This window comes from Shewanella acanthi (assembly GCF_019457475.1).
In the GTDB taxonomy this organism is placed as follows: domain Bacteria; phylum Pseudomonadota; class Gammaproteobacteria; order Enterobacterales; family Shewanellaceae; genus Shewanella; species Shewanella acanthi.
Map to the genome: position 1 here is coordinate 2,170,867 of NZ_CP080413.1, position 19,069 is coordinate 2,189,935.

The 19,069-nt window shown below is 47.4% G+C and carries 16 protein-coding genes and 1 tRNA gene; 2 read left to right on the plus strand and 15 right to left on the minus strand.

Translation table 11 applies throughout. The features are described from left to right. Positions 1 to 24: 24 nt before the first annotated feature. From K0H61_RS09445 to K0H61_RS09480, 8 genes are all read right to left on the minus strand, one after another. Positions 25 to 1,089: a glycoside hydrolase family 43 protein gene (locus K0H61_RS09445; RefSeq protein ID WP_434086617.1), complete on the minus strand. Its 1,065-nt coding sequence runs from the start codon at positions 1,087 to 1,089 to the stop codon at positions 25 to 27. A 37-nt stretch (positions 1,090 to 1,126) separates the two neighbouring features. Beyond that, positions 1,127 to 2,089 (minus strand): galactofuranose ABC transporter, permease protein YjfF, encoded by a 963-nt coding sequence (gene yjfF / locus K0H61_RS09450; protein ID WP_220048888.1) that lies wholly within the window; start codon positions 2,087 to 2,089, stop codon positions 1,127 to 1,129. Beyond that, positions 2,086 to 3,222 carry an ABC transporter permease gene (locus K0H61_RS09455; protein ID WP_220048889.1) on the minus strand — a complete coding sequence of 379 codons (1,137 nt, stop codon included), beginning with the start codon at positions 3,220 to 3,222 and terminating at the stop codon, positions 2,086 to 2,088. The genes yjfF and K0H61_RS09455 overlap by 4 nt, the downstream gene beginning before the upstream one ends. Further along, the gene (locus K0H61_RS09460) at positions 3,223 to 4,722 is read right to left on the minus strand and encodes a sugar ABC transporter ATP-binding protein (protein WP_220048890.1); all 1,500 of its coding nucleotides are present in this window, start codon (positions 4,720 to 4,722) and stop codon (positions 3,223 to 3,225) included. 30 nt (positions 4,723 to 4,752) lie between these two features. Then, positions 4,753 to 5,694, minus strand: a complete 942-nt coding sequence (locus K0H61_RS09465; protein ID WP_220048891.1) for an ABC transporter substrate-binding protein — start codon at positions 5,692 to 5,694, stop codon at positions 4,753 to 4,755. Positions 5,695 to 5,789: 95 nt separating this feature from the next. Continuing rightward, positions 5,790 to 6,842 carry an aldose epimerase family protein gene (locus tag K0H61_RS09470; protein WP_220048892.1) on the minus strand — a complete coding sequence of 351 codons (1,053 nt, stop codon included), beginning with the start codon at positions 6,840 to 6,842 and terminating at the stop codon, positions 5,790 to 5,792. Positions 6,843 to 6,919: 77 nt separating this feature from the next. Next, positions 6,920 to 7,690, minus strand: coding sequence for an SDR family NAD(P)-dependent oxidoreductase (locus K0H61_RS09475; RefSeq protein ID WP_220048893.1), 771 nt, complete (start codon positions 7,688 to 7,690; stop codon positions 6,920 to 6,922). A 58-nt stretch (positions 7,691 to 7,748) separates the two neighbouring features. Beyond that, positions 7,749 to 9,482 carry an IlvD/Edd family dehydratase gene (locus tag K0H61_RS09480; RefSeq protein WP_220048894.1) on the minus strand — a complete coding sequence of 578 codons (1,734 nt, stop codon included), beginning with the start codon at positions 9,480 to 9,482 and terminating at the stop codon, positions 7,749 to 7,751. Positions 9,483 to 9,660: 178 nt separating this feature from the next. Between K0H61_RS09480 and K0H61_RS09485 the strand changes: the two genes are divergently transcribed. Then, positions 9,661 to 10,596, plus strand: coding sequence for a glycoside hydrolase family 43 protein (locus K0H61_RS09485; protein WP_220048895.1), 936 nt, complete (start codon positions 9,661 to 9,663; stop codon positions 10,594 to 10,596). A 94-nt stretch (positions 10,597 to 10,690) separates the two neighbouring features. Here K0H61_RS09485 and K0H61_RS09490 read toward each other — a convergent pair whose 3' ends face one another. The 5 genes from K0H61_RS09490 to K0H61_RS09510 all read right to left on the minus strand — a co-directional run bounded on the left by K0H61_RS09490 (position 10,691) and on the right by K0H61_RS09510 (position 16,229). After that, on the minus strand, positions 10,691 to 11,407 hold the full coding sequence (locus K0H61_RS09490; protein ID WP_220048896.1) for a FadR/GntR family transcriptional regulator: 717 nt from the start codon (positions 11,405 to 11,407) through the stop codon (positions 10,691 to 10,693). A 226-nt stretch (positions 11,408 to 11,633) separates the two neighbouring features. Then, positions 11,634 to 12,239, minus strand: a complete 606-nt coding sequence (locus K0H61_RS09495; RefSeq protein ID WP_220048898.1) for a beta-phosphoglucomutase family hydrolase — start codon at positions 12,237 to 12,239, stop codon at positions 11,634 to 11,636. Between the two features lie 79 nt (positions 12,240 to 12,318). After that, a complete protein-coding gene (gene araA / locus K0H61_RS09500; protein ID WP_220048899.1) occupies positions 12,319 to 13,821 on the minus strand; it encodes an L-arabinose isomerase in 1,503 nt (500 codons plus the stop codon). 37 nt (positions 13,822 to 13,858) lie between these two features. Then, a complete protein-coding gene (locus K0H61_RS09505; RefSeq protein WP_220048900.1) occupies positions 13,859 to 14,554 on the minus strand; it encodes an L-ribulose-5-phosphate 4-epimerase in 696 nt (231 codons plus the stop codon). Between the two features lies 1 nt (position 14,555). Continuing rightward, entirely contained in the window at positions 14,556 to 16,229 is a 1,674-nt protein-coding gene (locus K0H61_RS09510) for a ribulokinase (RefSeq protein ID WP_220048902.1), read from the minus strand. A gap of 689 nt (positions 16,230 to 16,918) precedes the next feature. On the opposite strand from K0H61_RS09510, the gene K0H61_RS09515 reads away from it, so the two are divergent. After that, complete coding sequence (locus K0H61_RS09515) at positions 16,919 to 17,236, plus strand: hypothetical protein (RefSeq protein ID WP_220048903.1); 318 nt, start codon at positions 16,919 to 16,921, stop codon at positions 17,234 to 17,236. Positions 17,237 to 17,600: 364 nt separating this feature from the next. On the opposite strand, the gene K0H61_RS09520 is transcribed toward K0H61_RS09515, so the two are convergent. Together K0H61_RS09520 and punC are read right to left on the minus strand one after the other, a co-directional pair. After that, a tRNA-Ser gene (locus tag K0H61_RS09520) sits at positions 17,601 to 17,691 on the minus strand. Between the two features lie 90 nt (positions 17,692 to 17,781). After that, on the minus strand, positions 17,782 to 19,047 hold the full coding sequence (gene punC / locus K0H61_RS09525) for a purine nucleoside transporter PunC (RefSeq protein WP_220048904.1): 1,266 nt from the start codon (positions 19,045 to 19,047) through the stop codon (positions 17,782 to 17,784). Positions 19,048 to 19,069: the final 22 nt, after the last annotated feature.

The following is a 19,069-nucleotide window of genomic DNA, read 5'->3' on the forward strand; positions in this document are numbered from 1 at the left end:
TTTTTTTCATTTAGTTAATTAAACTTACTGCGAAACCGCCTCAAGTGTCTGTGCATCACTCATCTCATTACCGAATACGGGGAAGCCATCCTCCGACCATGAAATCGCGCGGTAATAAGTATGGCGATTTCCGTCGGTTAACGGGGTTCCCTGAAGTTTGAGGTAATTACGGGCGTGATAGAACATCAACTCGGTTTTACCGTCTTCGGCGAGCACAAAGCTGTTATGGCCTGGGCCAAAACGCAGTAGATTTTCATCCGTGGTAAAAATCGGTTTAGGTGACTTATGCCAGCTTTTGGGATCGAGTAAATCGGCATTTTCATCGGCCCATAACAGCCCCATGGCATAGCGGTCATCGGTGGCACTGGCCGAATAAGTGACAAACACTTTACCGTTTTTCACTAATACCGCAGCGCCTTCATTGACCTTAAAGCCCAAACGCTCCCAATCCAGCAAAGGCTCGCTAATAATGGTTTCTTTATCAGACATATGGGTCGGCGACACCATTTTAGCAATCACTAGCCCGGTGTTGTAGCTTTTGGCTTTATCCTGCTGCGCCCAAATAAAGTAACGTTCACCCTTATGGCTAAAACTGGTCGCATCGAGGGAAAATGCATCCCGCGCCGATTGAATTTTGCCCAGTTCCTTCCACTCTCCCGTCATAGGGTCATCACCTTCGAGACCTAATACGAACATGCGGTTATGGAAGCGCACGTCCTTATTGCTGGCGGCATAGTAGATATACCAGCGACCATCGATTTTGTGCATCTCAGGTGCCCAAATATCGATACTCATCGGTCCCGTTTCATGCTTGAACCAGAGGTTTTTAGGCATCGCTTCCGCTAAACCTGCAATGGTTTTGGCATGGCGCAGTTCGATACGGTCAAATTCAGGTACTGAGGCAATAAAGTAGTAGCTGCCATCATCATCCTGAATAACCCAAGGATCCGCCCTTCTTTCGATAAACGGCTCGTTTGCGTTCACTGTGTTCACGATGGCGGTAGTGTGCGTTTTAGCCTGACTGATTTCGAGTACTGGAACCGCATTTGCGGTGCCTGCAACACTCAGACCCAATAACACACTCACCATCGGCAGTAGCTTTAATACCTGAGAATATGGTTTACGATCATCCATGGTTTGCTTTGCGTCCATTTAACAATTTTTGTAAAACGATGAAGAAGAAAAGTAATAGTCCAATCACGATCTTCGTCCACCAGCTGCTTAGGGTGCCATCGAAGGTAATGTAAGTCTGGATAACCCCCATTAAAATCACCCCAAGTACGGTGCCTAGCACAAAACCGCTGCCACCCGTGAGTAACGTGCCGCCAATCACGACGGCGGCAATCGCATCGAGCTCTACACCAATCGCGCCCAGCGCATAACCTGAGAAGGTGTAGAAGGTAAATACGATACCTGCGAGTGTCGCTAAAAAGCTGCTGATCGCATAGATGCTGATGGTGGTTCTGACGATAGAAATCCCCATCAACTCCGCAGATTGCTTATTGCCACCGATGGCATACACATTGGTACCAAAACGGGTGTAATGCATCACAATGGCGATAATGGCGAAGAACAGGATAAAGATCAGTGAACTTAAATCCAGCGCACCATTACCTGGCAGACTAATGCTCACCTCGGCAACCGCATCGTAGAACGGATGATCGATAGCAATCGACTCTTCACTTAAGGTGGTTGCCAGGCCGCGGGCAAGGAACATCCCCGCAAGGGTCACAATAAATGGCTGCAACTTGTACACATGGATAATGGTGCCCATCAGCGCGCCAAACAGCGTACCAAGAGGCAGGATCACCGCAAAGGCTAGCAGCGGATGCCATTCATATTCAGTGATAAGCAAGCTAGTCGCAACACCACTTAAGGCGATAACCGAGCCCACGGACAAATCGATACCGCCGGAGATAATCACCAGCGTCATGCCTAAGGCTGTGATCAGCAAAAAGGCATTGTCACGTAACAGGTTAGTTACCACGCGGGCACTGGCAAACCCTTCAAACTGAAAGGTGCCCACGAGGAACATAGTCACCAGCAAAGACGCTGTGATCCACAGTGGGATAAAACGTTTAGACATCATTTTTTATCTCCAACTGCAGTCTTTGATTTGAAGAGCGTCGACAATTGGGCTCTGAATTTATCCGATTGCAACAGCAGTACGGTCAGGATAACGATCGCTTTAATCAGCAGATTAAACTTGGCCGGTAAGCCACTGACGATAATCGTTGTTGCCAGCGTTTGGATAATCAGCGCGCCAACGACCGAGAGTAACAGTGAGAAACGACCGCCCGTTAATGCCGCGCCGCCAATCACCACCGCCAGTACCGCATCGAGCTCAAGCCATAGACCCGCGTTGTTAGCGTCTGAGCCTTGAATGTCCGCTGTGCTGATCATGCCCGCTAACGCAGCACAAAGACCTGCAATCGCATAGGCGAACAACTTAATGGACTTATCGTTGATGCCTAAGTAGCGACTCGCCTTAGCGTTACAACCCACAGCCTCGATGAAAAGTCCCAAGGCTGTTTTACGCATCAGTAACTGCGTTAAGGCAAGCATACCAATCACAATCCACACAGGCATTGGCAGACCAAGGAACTTACCTACCCCAATGGCCGCAAAGCCAGGGTTTTGGAAGGTAATGATCTGTCCTTGGTTGATAAGCTGCGCCACACCGCGACCCGCCACCATCAGCAGCAACGTTGCCACGATAGGCTGAATGCCAAGGTAACTGACAAGACCACCATTAATACAACCTGCAATCAGACCCACACAAAGCCCCGCCGCAATCACGGTAAACAGGTTCATATCGGGCACGAGCAACAGGTTGGCACACACGGCGCCAGAAATCGCCATCACGGCGCCAACCGACAGGTCAATACCGCCGGTGGCGATCACAAGACTCATACCAATTGCCAGCAGTGCTACGGGGGCGCTGCGGTTTAAGATATCAATCAGTGAGCCGTAGAATCTGTCGTCCTGATAGGTAATATTAAAAAAATGACTATCGATAAACAGGTTGGTTAATAACAGCAAGCTTAACGCCAATAATGGCCACAGGTAACGGCCAATCGACTTGGACTTACCCGCTTGATAACGATCATTTTTTTCTTGGTTCATAGCCTTTTGGCTTTCCTCCACTCGAGGCTTTTGTGCCGTTGCCATCAGCTCGGGTGACATAGGTTCTGTTGAAAATGTATCAGCTGAACTTTTCATTTATCCCTCCGCAATTGCTTGCATAACGTGTTGCGAAGTCAGTTCAGCACCTGACAATTCTCGTACTGCGTATCTGTCACGAAGTACCACCACCTTATTCGCAAAGGCAACGAGTTCATCAAGCTCAGACGATGCCACCAGCAGCGACATACCGTCATCACACAGGGTTCTGATAAGTTTGATAATTTCAGCGTGGGCACCGATATCAATACCACGTGTTGGCTCATCGAGTACCAACAGGATGGGCTCAATAGCTAACCAACGGGCAAGGATCACCTTTTGCTGGTTGCCGCCACTTAGTTGCTCAATTGGCTTGTCGGCATCTGGGGTCGCGATTTGTAATTTATCAATAAAGAACTGGGCAATTTCCTGCTGACGAGCTTTTGATAAATAGCGCCACCAACCGACACGCGCCTGTAGCGCGAGGATGATATTTTCACGGATGGATAAGGGGCCAATGATGCCGTCAATCTTGCGATCTTCTGGGCACAGGGCAATACCAGCACTGATGGCATCCACGGGTTGCGACAGGTTCAGCTTTTTACCCGCAAGGTGAATACTGCCACTATCAACTAAATCTAAACCAAAAACCGCATTACAGACTTCGCTTCGACCCGAGCCTAAAAGCCCCGCCAAACCAACCGCCTGCCCCTTAGGCACTGTGAGGTTCATGGCTTGAATGGAGCCCTTCACCGACACATCCTCAAGGGATAACAGCACGGCTTCGGCGCTTGCCACGGTTTGCTCTTTTTCTTGCTTCTCGACTAACTGTTCCTGCAGTGAGCGGCCCAGCATAGCTTCAATCAGCTTAGGTTGTGGCAGCTCGGCGGTTAAGTATTCGCCAATAAAGCGACCGTTACGCAGCACGGTAATGCGGTCACTAATTTGGTAAACCTGATCGAGAAAATGGGTAATAAAGACAATGGCAACGCCCTTGGCCTTAAGCTGATTTAAAATGCCAAATAGAACTTGGACTTCCTTGGCATCTAAACTCGCCGTTGGCTCATCGAGCACCAATACCTTGGCAGACATGGCCACACCGCGGGCAATCGCAATCAGTTGCTGCACGGCAATGGAGAAGTCCGACAGCGGCGCGGTGACATCGATATCCAGTTTAAACTGGGTCAATACCGCGCGTGCATCTGAGTACATTTTCTTAAAGTGGATTAATCCCAAACGACGCGGCTCATGGCCGAGGAACAGGTTTTGAGCAACAGTCAGGTTTGGAACGAGGTTCACCTCCTGGTATACGGTACTGATCCCCGCCTTTTGCGCATCCATTGGCGTGTCGAAATGCTGTTTTTGTCCAAGGAACAGGATATCGCCCATGTCTTTTGACTGGGCGCCCGTCATCACTTTGACCAGTGTGGATTTACCCGCACCGTTTTCGCCCAACAGGGCGTGAACTTCCCCAGCAAATAGGCGTAAGCTCACATCCTCAAGCGCCTTAACGCCAGGATAGAGCTTACTGATTTGCTTGAGTTCTAAGATAAGGCTCATAGAGCGACTCCCAAGAAACTACGAACTCAATTATTGCTGACGACGTTTTTCGTATTCGGCGGCTGCAGTTTCTTGCGTGTAGACATCACCCGTGGTGCTGATGAGCTTAGGCTGATCTTTGTTGCCTTTAAGATACGCATCTATTGCATCAAACGCAGGGCCACCTAGGTATGGGCTCAGTTCTACGGTCGCGTTCACATCGCCATCTGCCATGGCTTTGAAGTAATCAGGTACACCATCAACTGACACGATCAGGATATCTTTACCTGGCTTAAGACCGGCTTCTTTAATGGCTTGTACCGCGCCGAGTGCCATTTCATCGTTATGTGACCATACGGCGCACAGTGGTTGACCATTTTGAGCCTTCAGGAAACCTTCCATCACTTCTTTACCCTTAGCGCGGGTAAATTCACCGGTTTGGCTACGAACGATTTTGGCATTTGGGTAATTGGCGATCACTTCGTTAAAACCTGTGGCGCGATCGATGGCTGCCGTCGCGCCCACTGTGCCTTGCAGCTCTGCAATATCACAGGTGCCTTGGGTCGTATCCATCAGCCATTTACCAATTTTGCGGCCTTCTTCGGTAAAGTCAGAGGCGATACGGGTTAAGAATAATGAGTCATCATCGACCTTGATGTTACGGTCAACAATCACCACTGGGATTTTGGCGCGTTTAGCTTCTTTCAGCACTGGCTTCCAGCCAGTTTCAACCACAGGCGCGATGATGATGGCATCCACACCTTGGGCGATAAAGCTACGAACCGCTTTAATTTGGTTTTCTTGTTTTTGCTGGGCATCGGAGAATTTCAAATCGATACCACGTTGTTTCGCTTCGGCCTTTACCGCCTCGCTAAAGGTGGTACGCCAGCCACTTTCAGAACCCACCTGTGAAAAGCCCACTGTCGTCGCGTACGCACAGCTTGCGCCAACAGCCCATAATCCAAATGCAGAAACTAATTTATAATTTTTCATTATTATTTCCCTTTTATTGTAGGTTACAGAGGTCCCCAGACCCTGTAAGACAGGGTCAATCTCTGTGTCAGTGTGTTAAATATTGAACTCTCGCCTTAGAGGTTTTTAAAGCTGTGGACCGTCACTTGGGTGTACTTAGCATTTGGCTCGAGCATCACGCTCGGGAAATGACTGACATTCACCGCATTTGGGTAACCATGGGTTTCTAAACATAAACCGTGGTACTTGTTAACCTGATTACCCTGGGCATCTTGATGGGTTCCATCTAGGAAGTTACCGCTGTAAAACTGCACGCCTAATTCTGTGGTGCTGATTTCCATTGCACGGCCAGACACAGGATCGGTTAGTACCGCGATGGTCTGCAGACTTGGGCCCGCAGTGTCTCTGTCCATCACAAAGAAATGATCGTAACCGTTATCCAGCGCCTTAATGTCGCGGCCAATAGACTTAGTCTGTTGGAAATCGAATGGGCCATTATCGACCTTAGTGAGCTCACCCGTTGGAATTTGCTCGGCATCTAAGGCCAGAATATTGCTGGCTTGAATGTGTAAATCATGACCCACAATGCCATCGGCCTTGCTTGAGGCTAAGTTCCAGTAAGCGTGGTTGGTTAAACACACGGGCGTAGTTTTATCGCTCGTTGCGTTGTAAGTCAGAATAAGCTCGTTGGCTTCGGTTAAGCGGTACTCAAGCTCAATCGCTAAGTTACCTGGAAAACCTTGGTCGCCATCTGGGCTTGTGATAGAGAAAATGGCCGCAACGCTATTGTCATCTTGAATAGTTCCAACGTCCCAGTTGCAATGGCTTAAGCCCTTTGGACCGCCGTGAAGCTGGTTGTTACGCTCGTTCGCTAATAACTTGATGGTGTTACCCGCAAGTGGAAACTCGGCTTTACCGATACGGTTGGCCACGCGGCCCGCGGTAATTCCGAAATAATAAGGGTTAGTCGCCCAGTCTTCGATATTCTGGTAGCCAACGCTTAATGGGATGGGGGTGGCTTCTTTGCCGTGTAAATTCACCGCCCAAATGCTGGCACCAAAGGTCGACAATTTCACCTCAAGGCCGTGACTGTTGGTTAATGTCACTAACTGCAATGGAGCCGGAAAGGCAGAATTTTCTAGGGTTTGGATAGAGACGGAAAGTTGCATAATGAGTGCTTTCACCTTTTATTAATATTGGCTCTGCACTCACCTTCCCTATGAAAGGATTTGCTTTATTGGGAGGGTTAAATCCAACCTCCATCCACAATAAAGTTTTGTGCCGTGCAGAGCCTGCTGTCATCCGCCGCGAGGAATAAGGCCATCGCAGCAATATCTTCTGGCATAACATATTCTTTAATGCATTGATTATGCTCGATATGTTTAGCCGTATCCTGATCGACCCAATGGGTCAATTGTCGTTTGGTCATCACCCAACCTGGCGTTAGGGTATTGATCCGAATTTTGTCTTTGCCAAGATCTGAGGCCAAACCTCGGGTTAAGCCCATAGCACCCGCTTTTGAGGCGGTATAACCTGGCATGCCGCCCTGGCGATTGTGCCAACTCATGGAGCCCATATTGATAACAGAGCCACCACCGAGTTTTTGCATCTGCGGTCTTACCGCCTGTACGGCAAAGAAATAGTGCTTCAAATTGGTATTGATGCACTGATCCCAATATTCAGACGTGACTTCATCAATAGTGTGGCGTTGATCGCACGCGGCGTTGTTAATCAGTACTGAAATACTGCCAACATCTTGCTCTACCTGCGCTACCACAAATTTTAGCGCTGCGATATCCACTAAATTACAGGGATAAAACTTAACGCAACCATCGCCGTGTATTTGAGTTAAGTCACTAACCAGTTGCGCTGATTCTTCCATCAGAATGTCAACGAAGGCGACTTTGGCTCCTTGCTCGATAAAGGCCCGCACCATGCAGGCCCCAATACCCGTGCCACCACCACTGATGAAAATGGTTTTGCCTTGTAAACTCGGGTATTGATTAGTCAACTTCATAACTCAACCTATGAAAAATAATTAATGGGTTTCATTATAAAAGAAAACGTATTGAGATTTAATGGGAATGTGCAGGAATATCTGCTCCGCGACAGCCCACTAGAAAATCAAAATCGCACCCTTCATCCGCTTGTAGCACTCTCTCCTTGAAAAGTGATAAGTAACCACTGCCCACGGGGATTTGTTTTACCGCTTCGAGCTTGGCTAAACGTTGAGCCAACTCGGTTTCACTCACGTCCAATTGCAGTACACCCGCGAAGGTATCGAGCAAAATCATGTCGCCATTTTGCACCGCCGCTAACGGTCCTAAATCCTGCGCCTCGGGTGCTACATGCAGCACGACTGTGCCAAATGCGGTGCCGCTCATGCGCGCATCGCTAATTCGCACCATATCTTTAACGCCCTTTTTCAGAAGCTTTGGTGGCAGCCCCATATTGCCGACCTCGGCCATCCCCGGATATCCCTTAGGGCCACAGTTTTTCAGCACCATAATGCTACTTTCATCAATTTCTAAATCGGGATCATTAATGCGGGCGGTGTAATCAGCAAAACTTTCAAATACGACAGCTTTGCCGCGGTGTTTCATTAAGTGGGGACTGGCAGCAGACGGCTTAATCACGGCGCCACGTGGCGCGAGATTACCGCGAAGCACACGAATACCCCCCTGCTCAACCAAAGGTGATGCAACAGATTTGATGACATCCTCGTTATAGCAAGGCGCGTCTTTAACGTTACTAAACAGGGTGTGGCCATTGACAGTTAAGGTGCTTGGATTCAACAGTTGATGGCTAAAGAGTTCTTTTAGTACAGCCGGTAAACCGCCTGCGTAGTAAAAATCTTCCATCAAATATTGGCCAGAGGGTTTAAGGTTCACCAGCGTGGGCACATCGTAACCATGTGACCAATCATCGAGCTGTAAATCCACGCCGATACGACCGGCAATGGCCTTTAAATGGATCACCGCATTGGTAGAGCCGCCAATCGCCGCGTTGACTTTAATCGCATTAATAAAGGCATCTCGGGTGAGAATTTTGCTTGGGGTTAGGTCATCATTGACCATGTCGACAATCCGCATCCCCGATAAATGGGCAAGCACGTAACGTCTGGAGTCCACCGCAGGAATGGCGGCATTGTGGGGCAAACTCATGCCTAATGATTCAACCATACAGGCCATGGTCGATGCCGTGCCCATGGTATTGCAGGTGCCGGTTGAGCGCGACATATCGGCTTCGGCATCCATAAATTGCGCAAGGCTGATATTACCCGCTTTATACTCTTGGTGAAGTTCCCACACTAAGGTGCCAGAACCCACGTCCTTGCCCTTATGCTTACCATTGAGCATTGGGCCGCCAGTAACAACTATGGTAGGTAAATCACAGCTCGCCGCCCCCATTAATAATGCTGGCGTGGTTTTATCACAGCCCACCAGCAGCACCACACCATCGATAGGATTGCCGCGAATTGCTTCTTCGGTATCCATGGCCGCGAGATTGCGGGTTAGCATGGCGCTGGGGCGAAGATTAGACTCACCATTAGAGAACACAGGAAATTCGACGGGAATACCGCCCGCTTCGCGAATGCCATTTTTTACACGCTGGGCAATTTCACGCAGATGACCGTTACAAGGGGTTAATTCAGACCAAGTATTACAAATGCCGATAACGGGTTTATTTTGAAAATGGTGATCGGGAATACCTTGGTTTTTCATCCAGCTACGATACATAAAACCATTTTTATCATCGCTGCCAAACCAACTAGCCGAACGAAGTGTTTTCAATTTTTTATTATTCATTTTGACACCTTCGTTTTACAGAGCCGAAGTGATTTCAGCCCCTTTTGCCACCGTGTACGTAGACAAAACATTCAAGTGCTTACATTAAGTCGCGACATTCACAACGTTAAGCATTGCTTGAACGTAAAAGTATTGGTATTACTATAATACCAAAATATCAAAAAACAATAGAGGAAATATGAAAAAGGCACTTTTGGGATTATGCTTAGCCTTCAATTCAGCAGCATTTGCTGCCAATCCGATATTTACCGATGTCTTTACCGCTGATCCTGCGGCAATCGTTCATCAAGATACCGTCTATCTTTACACTGGCCACGACGTTGCCAAGGACAATCGCACCTTTTTTGAGATGCACGATTGGTTAGTGTTCAGTTCTAAGGACATGGTTAACTGGACTGCCCACGGCAGCAAGTTACACGTTAAAGATTTCAGCTGGGCCAAAGGTGATGCATGGGCGAGCCATGTTATTGAAAAAGATGGTAAGTTTTACTGGTACGTCACTGCTCGCCACAACAAAATCAATGGTTTTGCCATTGGTGTCGCGGTCGCCGACAGCCCATTAGGTCCCTTTAAGGATGCCCGTGGCACAGCCATTATCACCAATGACATGACCACTGATACCGACATCGATTGGGACGATATCGATCCTGCGGTATTCATCGATGATGACAAACAGGCCTATCTGTTCTGGGGTAACACTAAGCCACGTTACGCCAAATTAAAGGACAATATGATTGAGCTGGATGGCCCAATCCACGCCATCGATTTGCCTAACTTTACTGAAGCGCTGTGGGTACATAAAAAAGATAAAACCTATTATCTTTCATACGCCTCAGGCTTCCCCGAAAAAATTGCCTATGCGACCAGCGACAGTATCACTGGCCCTTGGAAATATCAGGGGATCTTAAACGAAGTCGCGGGTAACTCGCCGACTAACCACCAATCGATTATCGAATTTAAGGGTAAGTCCTACTTTATTTACCACACTGGCGCTTCGCAGGATGGTGGTGGTGAATTCAGACGCTCAGTGGCCATCGACCCACTTCACTACAATGAAGATGGCACCATCAAGCGCATCCAGATGACGTCTGAAGGTATTGTCGAGCCGCAGTAATTGAGCGACTAAAACAAAAAGGTGAACCTAGGTTCACCTTTTTTGTCTCTTGAATTCAACCGAAAAAGCTTGTCGTTAAAGGTAAAGAAGCGCCCTACTTAGCCTCTATATTCTTTTGCAGCGTATCTTGAGATGTATCGAGCAGCTGGCACATTTCTGCCTTAGCACGCTCACTATCACCCGCTTCAATCGCAGTGTAAATCGCCTTGTGGCCAGGAAGAGACTTAATAAAATCATCCTGAATCGTACTACTTAAGCGGAAGATTTCAAGCAGCGCCGATTGAATCGACACACCTAAGGAAATCATAAACTCGTTATTGGTCGCATCAAGAATCGCCATATGGAAATCGATATCTGAGGTGTATACCTCATCGGTGCCTATTTCGGCCGACTCCATTCTGGCGTAAGCGGCAGCTATCACGGCTAATTGCTCAGGTGTGCGTTTTTTCGCTGCAAGCTCTGCGGCTGCAGGTTCAAACACTTCACGGATTTCGTAGAGTGATGAGTAGAACTCCGGTGAAGGTTTAGATTGGGAGAACCAGTTAAGAATGACGGGGTCGAACATATTCCAGTGGCGACGCTCACGAATGCGTGTACCCAGCTTTGGACGAGACTCAATTAACCCCTTTGCTGTTAATACCTTAAATGCTTCACGCAAAGACGTTCTGGAAACACCAAGCTCTTCACAGATAGCATTTTCGTTAGGGATATATTCACCAGGGGCATAATAGCCACCCACAATGCGTGAACCCAGTTCGCTGGCCACCCATGTATGGATATTTTGCGGACGGTTATTTGCCTGACTTGTCATAGTTCCCTCTTAAATCTCAATAGCTATGCAACATCCAATCATCGGACAGCATCATTACTTTCAAATGTTATGATACTACCTTTCAGCCGATTGATAACAAGTATTTTGTTAAGGCTCAGAAATCGTGAGGTTTTAATCCGATTTGGTGCCATTACCTTACGCTAAATCGTAACAATGTAAATACATCGAGTCCCAAATTGGTGCAAAATCCACAGCGGTATACGGTTTATTCGCCTAGAAAATAATCGTTCTTAATATCAAATTCGGCTAACACGTCCACCACAAACATTCCCGCCGCTTCGGCCGCCTGCATGCCGGTCTTGGCATCTTCAAACACAATGCAACGCTCTGGTGCAACGCCAATCAACTCGGCGCAGCGTAAAAAGGTATCGGGTGCAGGTTTTGGTGCATTCACCTGATCGGCACCCACCACAAAATCCATTAACTCGAATAACCCGCAGAGCTTTAGGATTTCATGGGCTTCTTCGGTATAAGCGCCCGTACCTACCGCCATTGGACGCTTGCCGTGGTTTTGTTTGGCAAATTCTGCAAGCGCAGTAGGTTTAACATGCAAATGCATAGTGTCACGCACTAATGCTTCTTTATAGGCGTTCATCTCTTCACAGCTCGCGCTTGGCGTCACGCCAAAATGGGCAATGAGAATTTCCAAGGTGCCGATGGTAGGCACGCCGGCTAAGGAACGCATTAACGGCGCATCGACGGGGATCCCGAAGTGATTTAGGGTTTGTCGCCAAGCCTGCTCATGCAGTTGACCGCTGTCGACCAAGGTGCCGTCCATATCGAAAATAATGCCATCAAACTCTGGGTACATATCTACAACTCACGTTGGAAAATCGATTCAAACCGAGAAATAAAAAGCCGCCCGAAGGCGGCTTTAGGACTGCGAGGGATTATAACCCTTTTGCTAAACCGTAATATACGGAATTTTGGCGCAGATCATTTTTGAAATCACGGATCTTAGTATCAGCATCAATAACGACCAGCTCAACACCAGCCATTTCAGCGAAATCAGTGATTTGCTCTGTGGTGATGGCTTGGCTGTATGCCGAGTGATGCGCGCCACCTGCGTGGATCCAAGCCGCTGCCGCAACAGACAGATTTGGACGTGGTTCCCACAGTGCAGAAGCCACTGGCAGGTTAGGCGTATCCTGTGGCGGTGTTACTGTGTCTAATTCGTTCAGAATGATACGGAAACGGTTGCCTAAATCGATAGTCGATACGTTGATTGCTGGGCCAGCTTTACCAGTGAACAGCAGACGTGGCACGTCACAACGCACACCGATGGTGTGGCGATGAACTTCTAAACGAGGCTTAGCAGCCGCAATAGATGGACACACTTCTAACATGTGCGCACCTAATACTTGGTCAGTAGTACCGAAGTTGTAGGTGTAGTCTTCCATGAATGAAGTACCACCAGTACGGCCTTGGCCCATCACTTTCATGATGCGAACCATAGCAGAGGTTTTCCAGTCGCCTTCGCCGCCGTAACCGAAACCGTTCGCCATCAGACGTTGCGTCGCCAGACCTGGCAGACCAGTCATACCGGTTAAGTTTTCGAAACAGTTAGTGAAAGCACCAAATTCGCCGGCGGTTAAGAATTGGGTTAAACCCAGTTCGATTCTGGCTTCTTTGGTTAAACGATCTAACTGGTATTCATCGCTGAACAGTTCGTTACCGATTTGGTATTCGCTTGCGTAACGGTCTAACTGTGCTGCTACATCACCTTCTGCAACCGCTTCAATCGCTTCGTTCAGCTCACCTAAGCTGTAGGCGTGAACTTCGTAACCGAATTGGATTTGCGCAGCAACTTTGTCGCCTTCAGTTACCGCTACTTGACGCATGTTGTCACCAAAACGCGCTACGCGCAGGTTTTGGCTCTCATGCCAACCAGCCGCCGCACGGCACCAGTCGTCAACCTGCGCTTGAACGTCAGTAGACTGCCAGTGCCCCACAACCACTTTACGCTCTTTACGCATACGAGTGCCGATGAAACCAAATTCGCGGCAACCGTGAGCACTTTGGTGGGTGTTCATGTAGTTCATGTTGATTTCGCTCCATGGGAGCTCAGCATGGAACTGGGTGTGTAAGTGCATGAATGGCTTGCTCAGCTCATTCAGGCCAGCAATCCACATCTTAGCTGGAGAGAAAGTGTGCATCCACAGGATCACGCCCACGCAGTTCTCATCGCTGTTTGCAGCTTGGCAAACGGCGTGGATTTCACGTGGAGATTTAACAGTTGGCTTGTAAACCACTTCCATAGAAATGGCTTCAGAAGCGTTGAAACCGTGAACGATTTGCTCACTGTTCTTTGCGACTTGCTCTAATACTTTTGGTCCGTATAAATCCTGCGAACCAGTGATAAACCACACTTGCTTTTGTTTGAAAGGTTTCATAGTGCTCTCTCTCGTTAAAATTTGACCCTAGTGGTACTTACTTGCTTTGGCCGTAGTAAGCATCTTTGCCATGCTTACGGAGATAATGCTTATCAATAAGCTCTTGCTTTAATGGGGCAATGCCTGGCGTCAGCGTTTTTGTTAAATAAGCCATGCGGGCGATCTCTTCGAGCAGCACTGCATGGTAAACAGACTTAGCCGCATTCGCGCCCCAAGTAAAAGGGGCATGGCCCGCAACAATCACCATTGGTGACTCGTTAGGGTTTCTGTCGGCAAAGCAATCTAAAATTTGTACGCCCGTTTCTTCTTCGTAGTCACCCAGAATTTGGTCGTTACGCATCACTGCAGTGCAGGGAATATCGCCATACACATAATCCGCCTGCGTGGTACCAAGGCATGGGATCGCGATTTGCGCCTGTGCCCATGCGGTAGCGTAGGTAGAATGAGTATGGGTGATACCGCCGATACTGTCCCAGTGACGGTATAAGAAGGTGTGGGTTTTAGTATCTGAAGAGGGACGCATGCGCCCTTCTACGATGTTGTTCTCAAGATCGACGATAACGATATCGTCAACCTGTAAATCTTCGTACGGTACACCGCTTGGTTTAATACCAATTACGCCGCGTTGGCGGTCAACTTGAGACACATTACCGAAGGTGTATGTCACCAGTTTACGCTTCTCAAGCTCCATGTTGGCTTCGTAAACTTCACGTTTAAGTTCAAGGAATGACATCTTATTTCGCTCCATCTACATATTTGCCAAGCGCTAAATAGTCTTGGTACAGCGATTGATATTTGTCTGCATTTACAGGGTTTGGCGTGTAGGTTTTCTCAACACTTGATGCCATTACCGCCTGCGCACTTAATACATCTGGGTATACGCCGGCAGCGGTTGCAGCGTAAATGGCCGCACCTAGGGCACAGCTTTGCTCGCTTTCCAGTACATCGATGTTGCAGTTCCACACATCGGCGCAGGTCTGCATAATAAAATCTGATTTTTTGGAGATACCGCCGATGGTCACGACATGATCAATCGTTACGCCTTCTTCTTTAAAGCGCTCGATAATTGCACGAGCACCGTAGGCAGTGGCTTCAACTAAGGCTTTAAATACCTGCGGAGCATGGCTACCCATAGTTAAACCGCTGATCGCCATCGCAACCGATTGGTCAGCATCAGGGGTGCGACGACCGTTCACCCAATCGAGTGCGGTAATACCGGTTTCGCCAACAGGAATTAAGGCTGCTGCCTTACCGAGTTGCGCCAACGTTTCGTTTTCTAATTGCTCAATCAGCTTGGCTTTGACGTCTTCGTCAAAAAGCGAAGAAGTATTGATTTGCTTGATAGGCCAAGTGGTTAAATCTCTGAACCAGGCGTATAAATCACCAAAGGCTGACTGACCCGCTTCAAGACCGATTAAACCCGGTAATACTGAGCCATCTACTTGGCCACAAATACCTTTAATGCAGCGATCGCCAATGTCTTCGTAGCTGGCAACGGTAATATCACAGGTTGAAGTACCCATAACCTTAGTCAGCACGCCTGGTTTAACGTTCGCGCCTACCGCTCCTGCGTGGCAATCGAATGAACCGAAAGACACGATAACATCGGTCGATAGGCCTAGGTTTTGTGCCCACTCTGCTGTCAAGGTGCCGCACACTTTATCAGCAGTTTGAGTGTCGGCTGGTAAACGGTCGCGCAGACCATTTAACAGTGGGTCGATACCAACGAAGAAATCATTTGGTGGATAACCGTTCCATGACTCGTGCCACATGACCTTGTGACCCGCGGCGCAGCGACCCGCCTTGAATTGGTTTGGATGGTTCGTGCCAGTCATGATGGCTGTGATCCAGTCGCAGTGCTCAACCCAGCTGTAGGCCGCGTCTCTTACATCACTGTCGTGACGCAGTACATACAGAGCTTTTGCCCAGAACCACTCGGATGAATAAATACCACCTTCGTATTTGAGGTAGTTTTCGCTCGATGCATTCGCCGCAGCAGTAATTTGCTGGGCTTCTAAGATCGCACTGTGGTCTTTCCACAGCAGAAACATCGCATTTGGGTTTTCGGCAAACTCTGGTTTAAGAGCCAGTGCGGTACCCATTTCGTCAACAGCAATCGGCGTCGAGCCTGTAGTATCGACACTTAAACCACACACTTTTTGAGCGGCACCCTGCGGCGCTTTTGCCCAAAGGCCTTGAACCACTTCAATTAAACTTTCAATATAATCAAGGGGATGTTGTCTAAATTGATTTTTAGTCGGATCGCAAAAGAGCCCTTTTTTCCAACGAGGGTAGTAAACAACGTTTGTCGCTACCTCTGCGCCGGTTTGGGTATCAACCAGTAACGCACGCACCGAATCAGAACCGTAATCCAGTCCTAATGCGTAAGAACCTAAAACATTAGACATTCGCATCCCCGTACTTTTTTATCTCTGCGTACTGTAAAAACACGCAGGTAGAGTGAATTTTATTTAGTAGTACAATATTACTATAGCTCAATAGTATTACAATATTATTTTTATCAAGTATGGGGGATTTTTTTAACATCGGCAAGGTTAACCTTACCCACTTGAAACATGCGCTGTGACGCATTTTCACCAGTATTTAACACTTAATAATTCAAACAGATGATGTAGGGCGTATAGATCGAAAACAGCGATTGACTTAATCGGCATTAATTAAAATAATGGCTAAAGGGCTGCAGAGACGCCTATCCGCAGAAGATGACATCACTCTGAGTAATTTTGATACCTCGCTTATCTTGCATTACACGACAATTTCAATTGGTTGGGCTTAGCGGAAATGCCAACAAAACTGAGGAGAATTGTGCGTGAATACCACAAAACCATCTTTTTTCACCCTTTTAAATGCTGAAAGCGCCCTGTTGTAAGTCAAATTCCACGCCAAAAAGCTGCTTAAGTCCTGCTTAGCGTCTGATCCAGAATCATTGGTAAAAGTCAGTGCATACTGCAAAAAAGTCGGCATTGAACCCAGTGAGCTCCAGCTCAAACACTGCCAATTATTACTATCACGCCAGATTGGCTTTAATGACTTTAATCATTGTCAGAGAGTGCTGTCGGCTGCGGCTTTGGATAAGATGAGTAATGACAATTTTGTCGAAGACTTGAGTGAAGATTTGTGTTTAGACCTAGGGGGGGTATTTCATTTTCGCCGCTGCGATACCCTGCTCAACCACTGGTTTACTGACCTTACTGAGGCACAGGCATTCAGTGCTACAGATCCTAAACTTCTGCTTTTGCCCTTTAAACGGCAATTCTTTGTGGTCAATCGTGATGATTATCTGGGATTGTTAGAAATTCAGGGCCTAACTGCTGCTAATGCGCCGTCTAATACCGAGGCATTTTATGCACAGCTCGCGCTTGAACTGGTGAAATACAAGCTAAAAGCGATATAGCTAAGCAGATTAATATTAATTGGGGATGATACATATCCCCTTTTTATTACTGCAAGGCAGTGAAGCTGAGCTTAGAATCAGGAACCCTAGGGTTCAAATAACATAATAAAACCAATAACAAAAAAACCAGCATCGCTGATGGCCTTTACGTGGAATATGACGCAGGAGCTGCGCTTAGAATCAGGAACCCTTGGGTTCAAATGACCTAATCAAAACCAATAACAAAAAAGCCATCATTGCTGATGGTCTTTACGTGGAATATGACGCAGGAGCGGCGCTTAAAATCAGGAACCCTAGGGTTCAAATTGCATAATAAAACAAATAACAAAAAAGCCATCATTGCTGATGGCTTTTCCGTAGAATATGGCGGAGGAGCAGGGATTTGAACCCTGGGTGGGCTATAAACCCACGCCGGTTTTCAAGACCGGTGCATTAAACCACTCTGCCACCCCTCCGAACGACGCGAATAATATAAGTTAGTTTTATGGCTGTAAAGCCCTAACTGAGTTTTTTGCATCGTTTGCTCACAACACGCTCAATTTGCGCTATTTTCCCTCAAAATCATCACAATGACTTAATCGAGCTGGATCTGGCGTGGTAAAGCAGCCATTAATCTCATCCCAATCATGAGACTTTTGTAAGCGATAACCTGCACACACTAATAGTGCGCAGCCTAAAATGCCCCAAGCGATGGCAACTTCCCCCGATTGTGCCCACAAAGCGACTAGGCTTGATGCACCAAAGGCGATACTGATCTGTAAAAAATTCTGCAACCCTACGGCTTTAGTAGCATTTTGCTTGAATTGCTGCAGCGCATTATTGACGACGATAGGATATATCGCTCCGTTGGCTGATGCCATAATTGAAAATGAAATCAGCAGTGGATAAATGCTGTCGACCTTTATCACTATGCTAAAAAGCACAATCGCGGCAACACACACACCAAATTGCACAAGCAGTACATTTAGCGCCTTTTCACTTCCAAGAATAGTGATCAGCTTTTTACTCGCAAAACCGCCCACCATAAACATGATTGTTTGAGGGATAAAACTTAATCCAATAGCATCAGCATCATACCCATGCTGTGCCATCACCACAGGCCATAAAGTAAGATAAGCAAAAAAAGCACCTGAACAAGCACCGAATATAACAACACTGCCAATATAGTGAGTATTTCCAAAGAGTGCCTTGTAGGAAACCGCATCAGAACTAGGCTCACTGTTGTCTGTGATAGGTTTAGGAACAAAGTAAACAGTCAACAATATGAGCGATACTGCAATAGCACTTAAGCTAATAAAGATGGCTTCCCAACCTAGGACCGCTAATACATACGCCCCTAAAATCGGGGCCAAAGCCGGAGATAACGCAACTAAAGGCATGATATTGCTAAAGATGCCCTGAGCGCGTTTCGCATCATACCTTTCAATGACAATCGCCTGCCAAATCACCCCTGCACTACATGCACCAATGGCTTGAAAAAACCTCGCTGCATTAAACAACAGTATGTTGTCACTAATTGCAATCACTAAACTCGAAAGTGCAAAAACACTTAATCCAAACACCAACGCCCGTCTTTTACCCCAATGGTGAACTAATGGACCATATAGGAATTGCCCAAGCGCAAGACCAGCCAAAAAGCTAGTTAATGAGAATGCCACCTGAGAGGTCGTGGCATCAAGAGAGCTTTCAATTGCTTTGAATGCAGGCAAATACATGTCAGTGGCAATAAAGCCCAACATGCTTAACAGGGATAAATACAGAAGGAATATATAAAAGGTATAATTTACAGCGGTATTTTTGGTAGTAGTCATAAGTTAAACTGTTAAAAAAGAT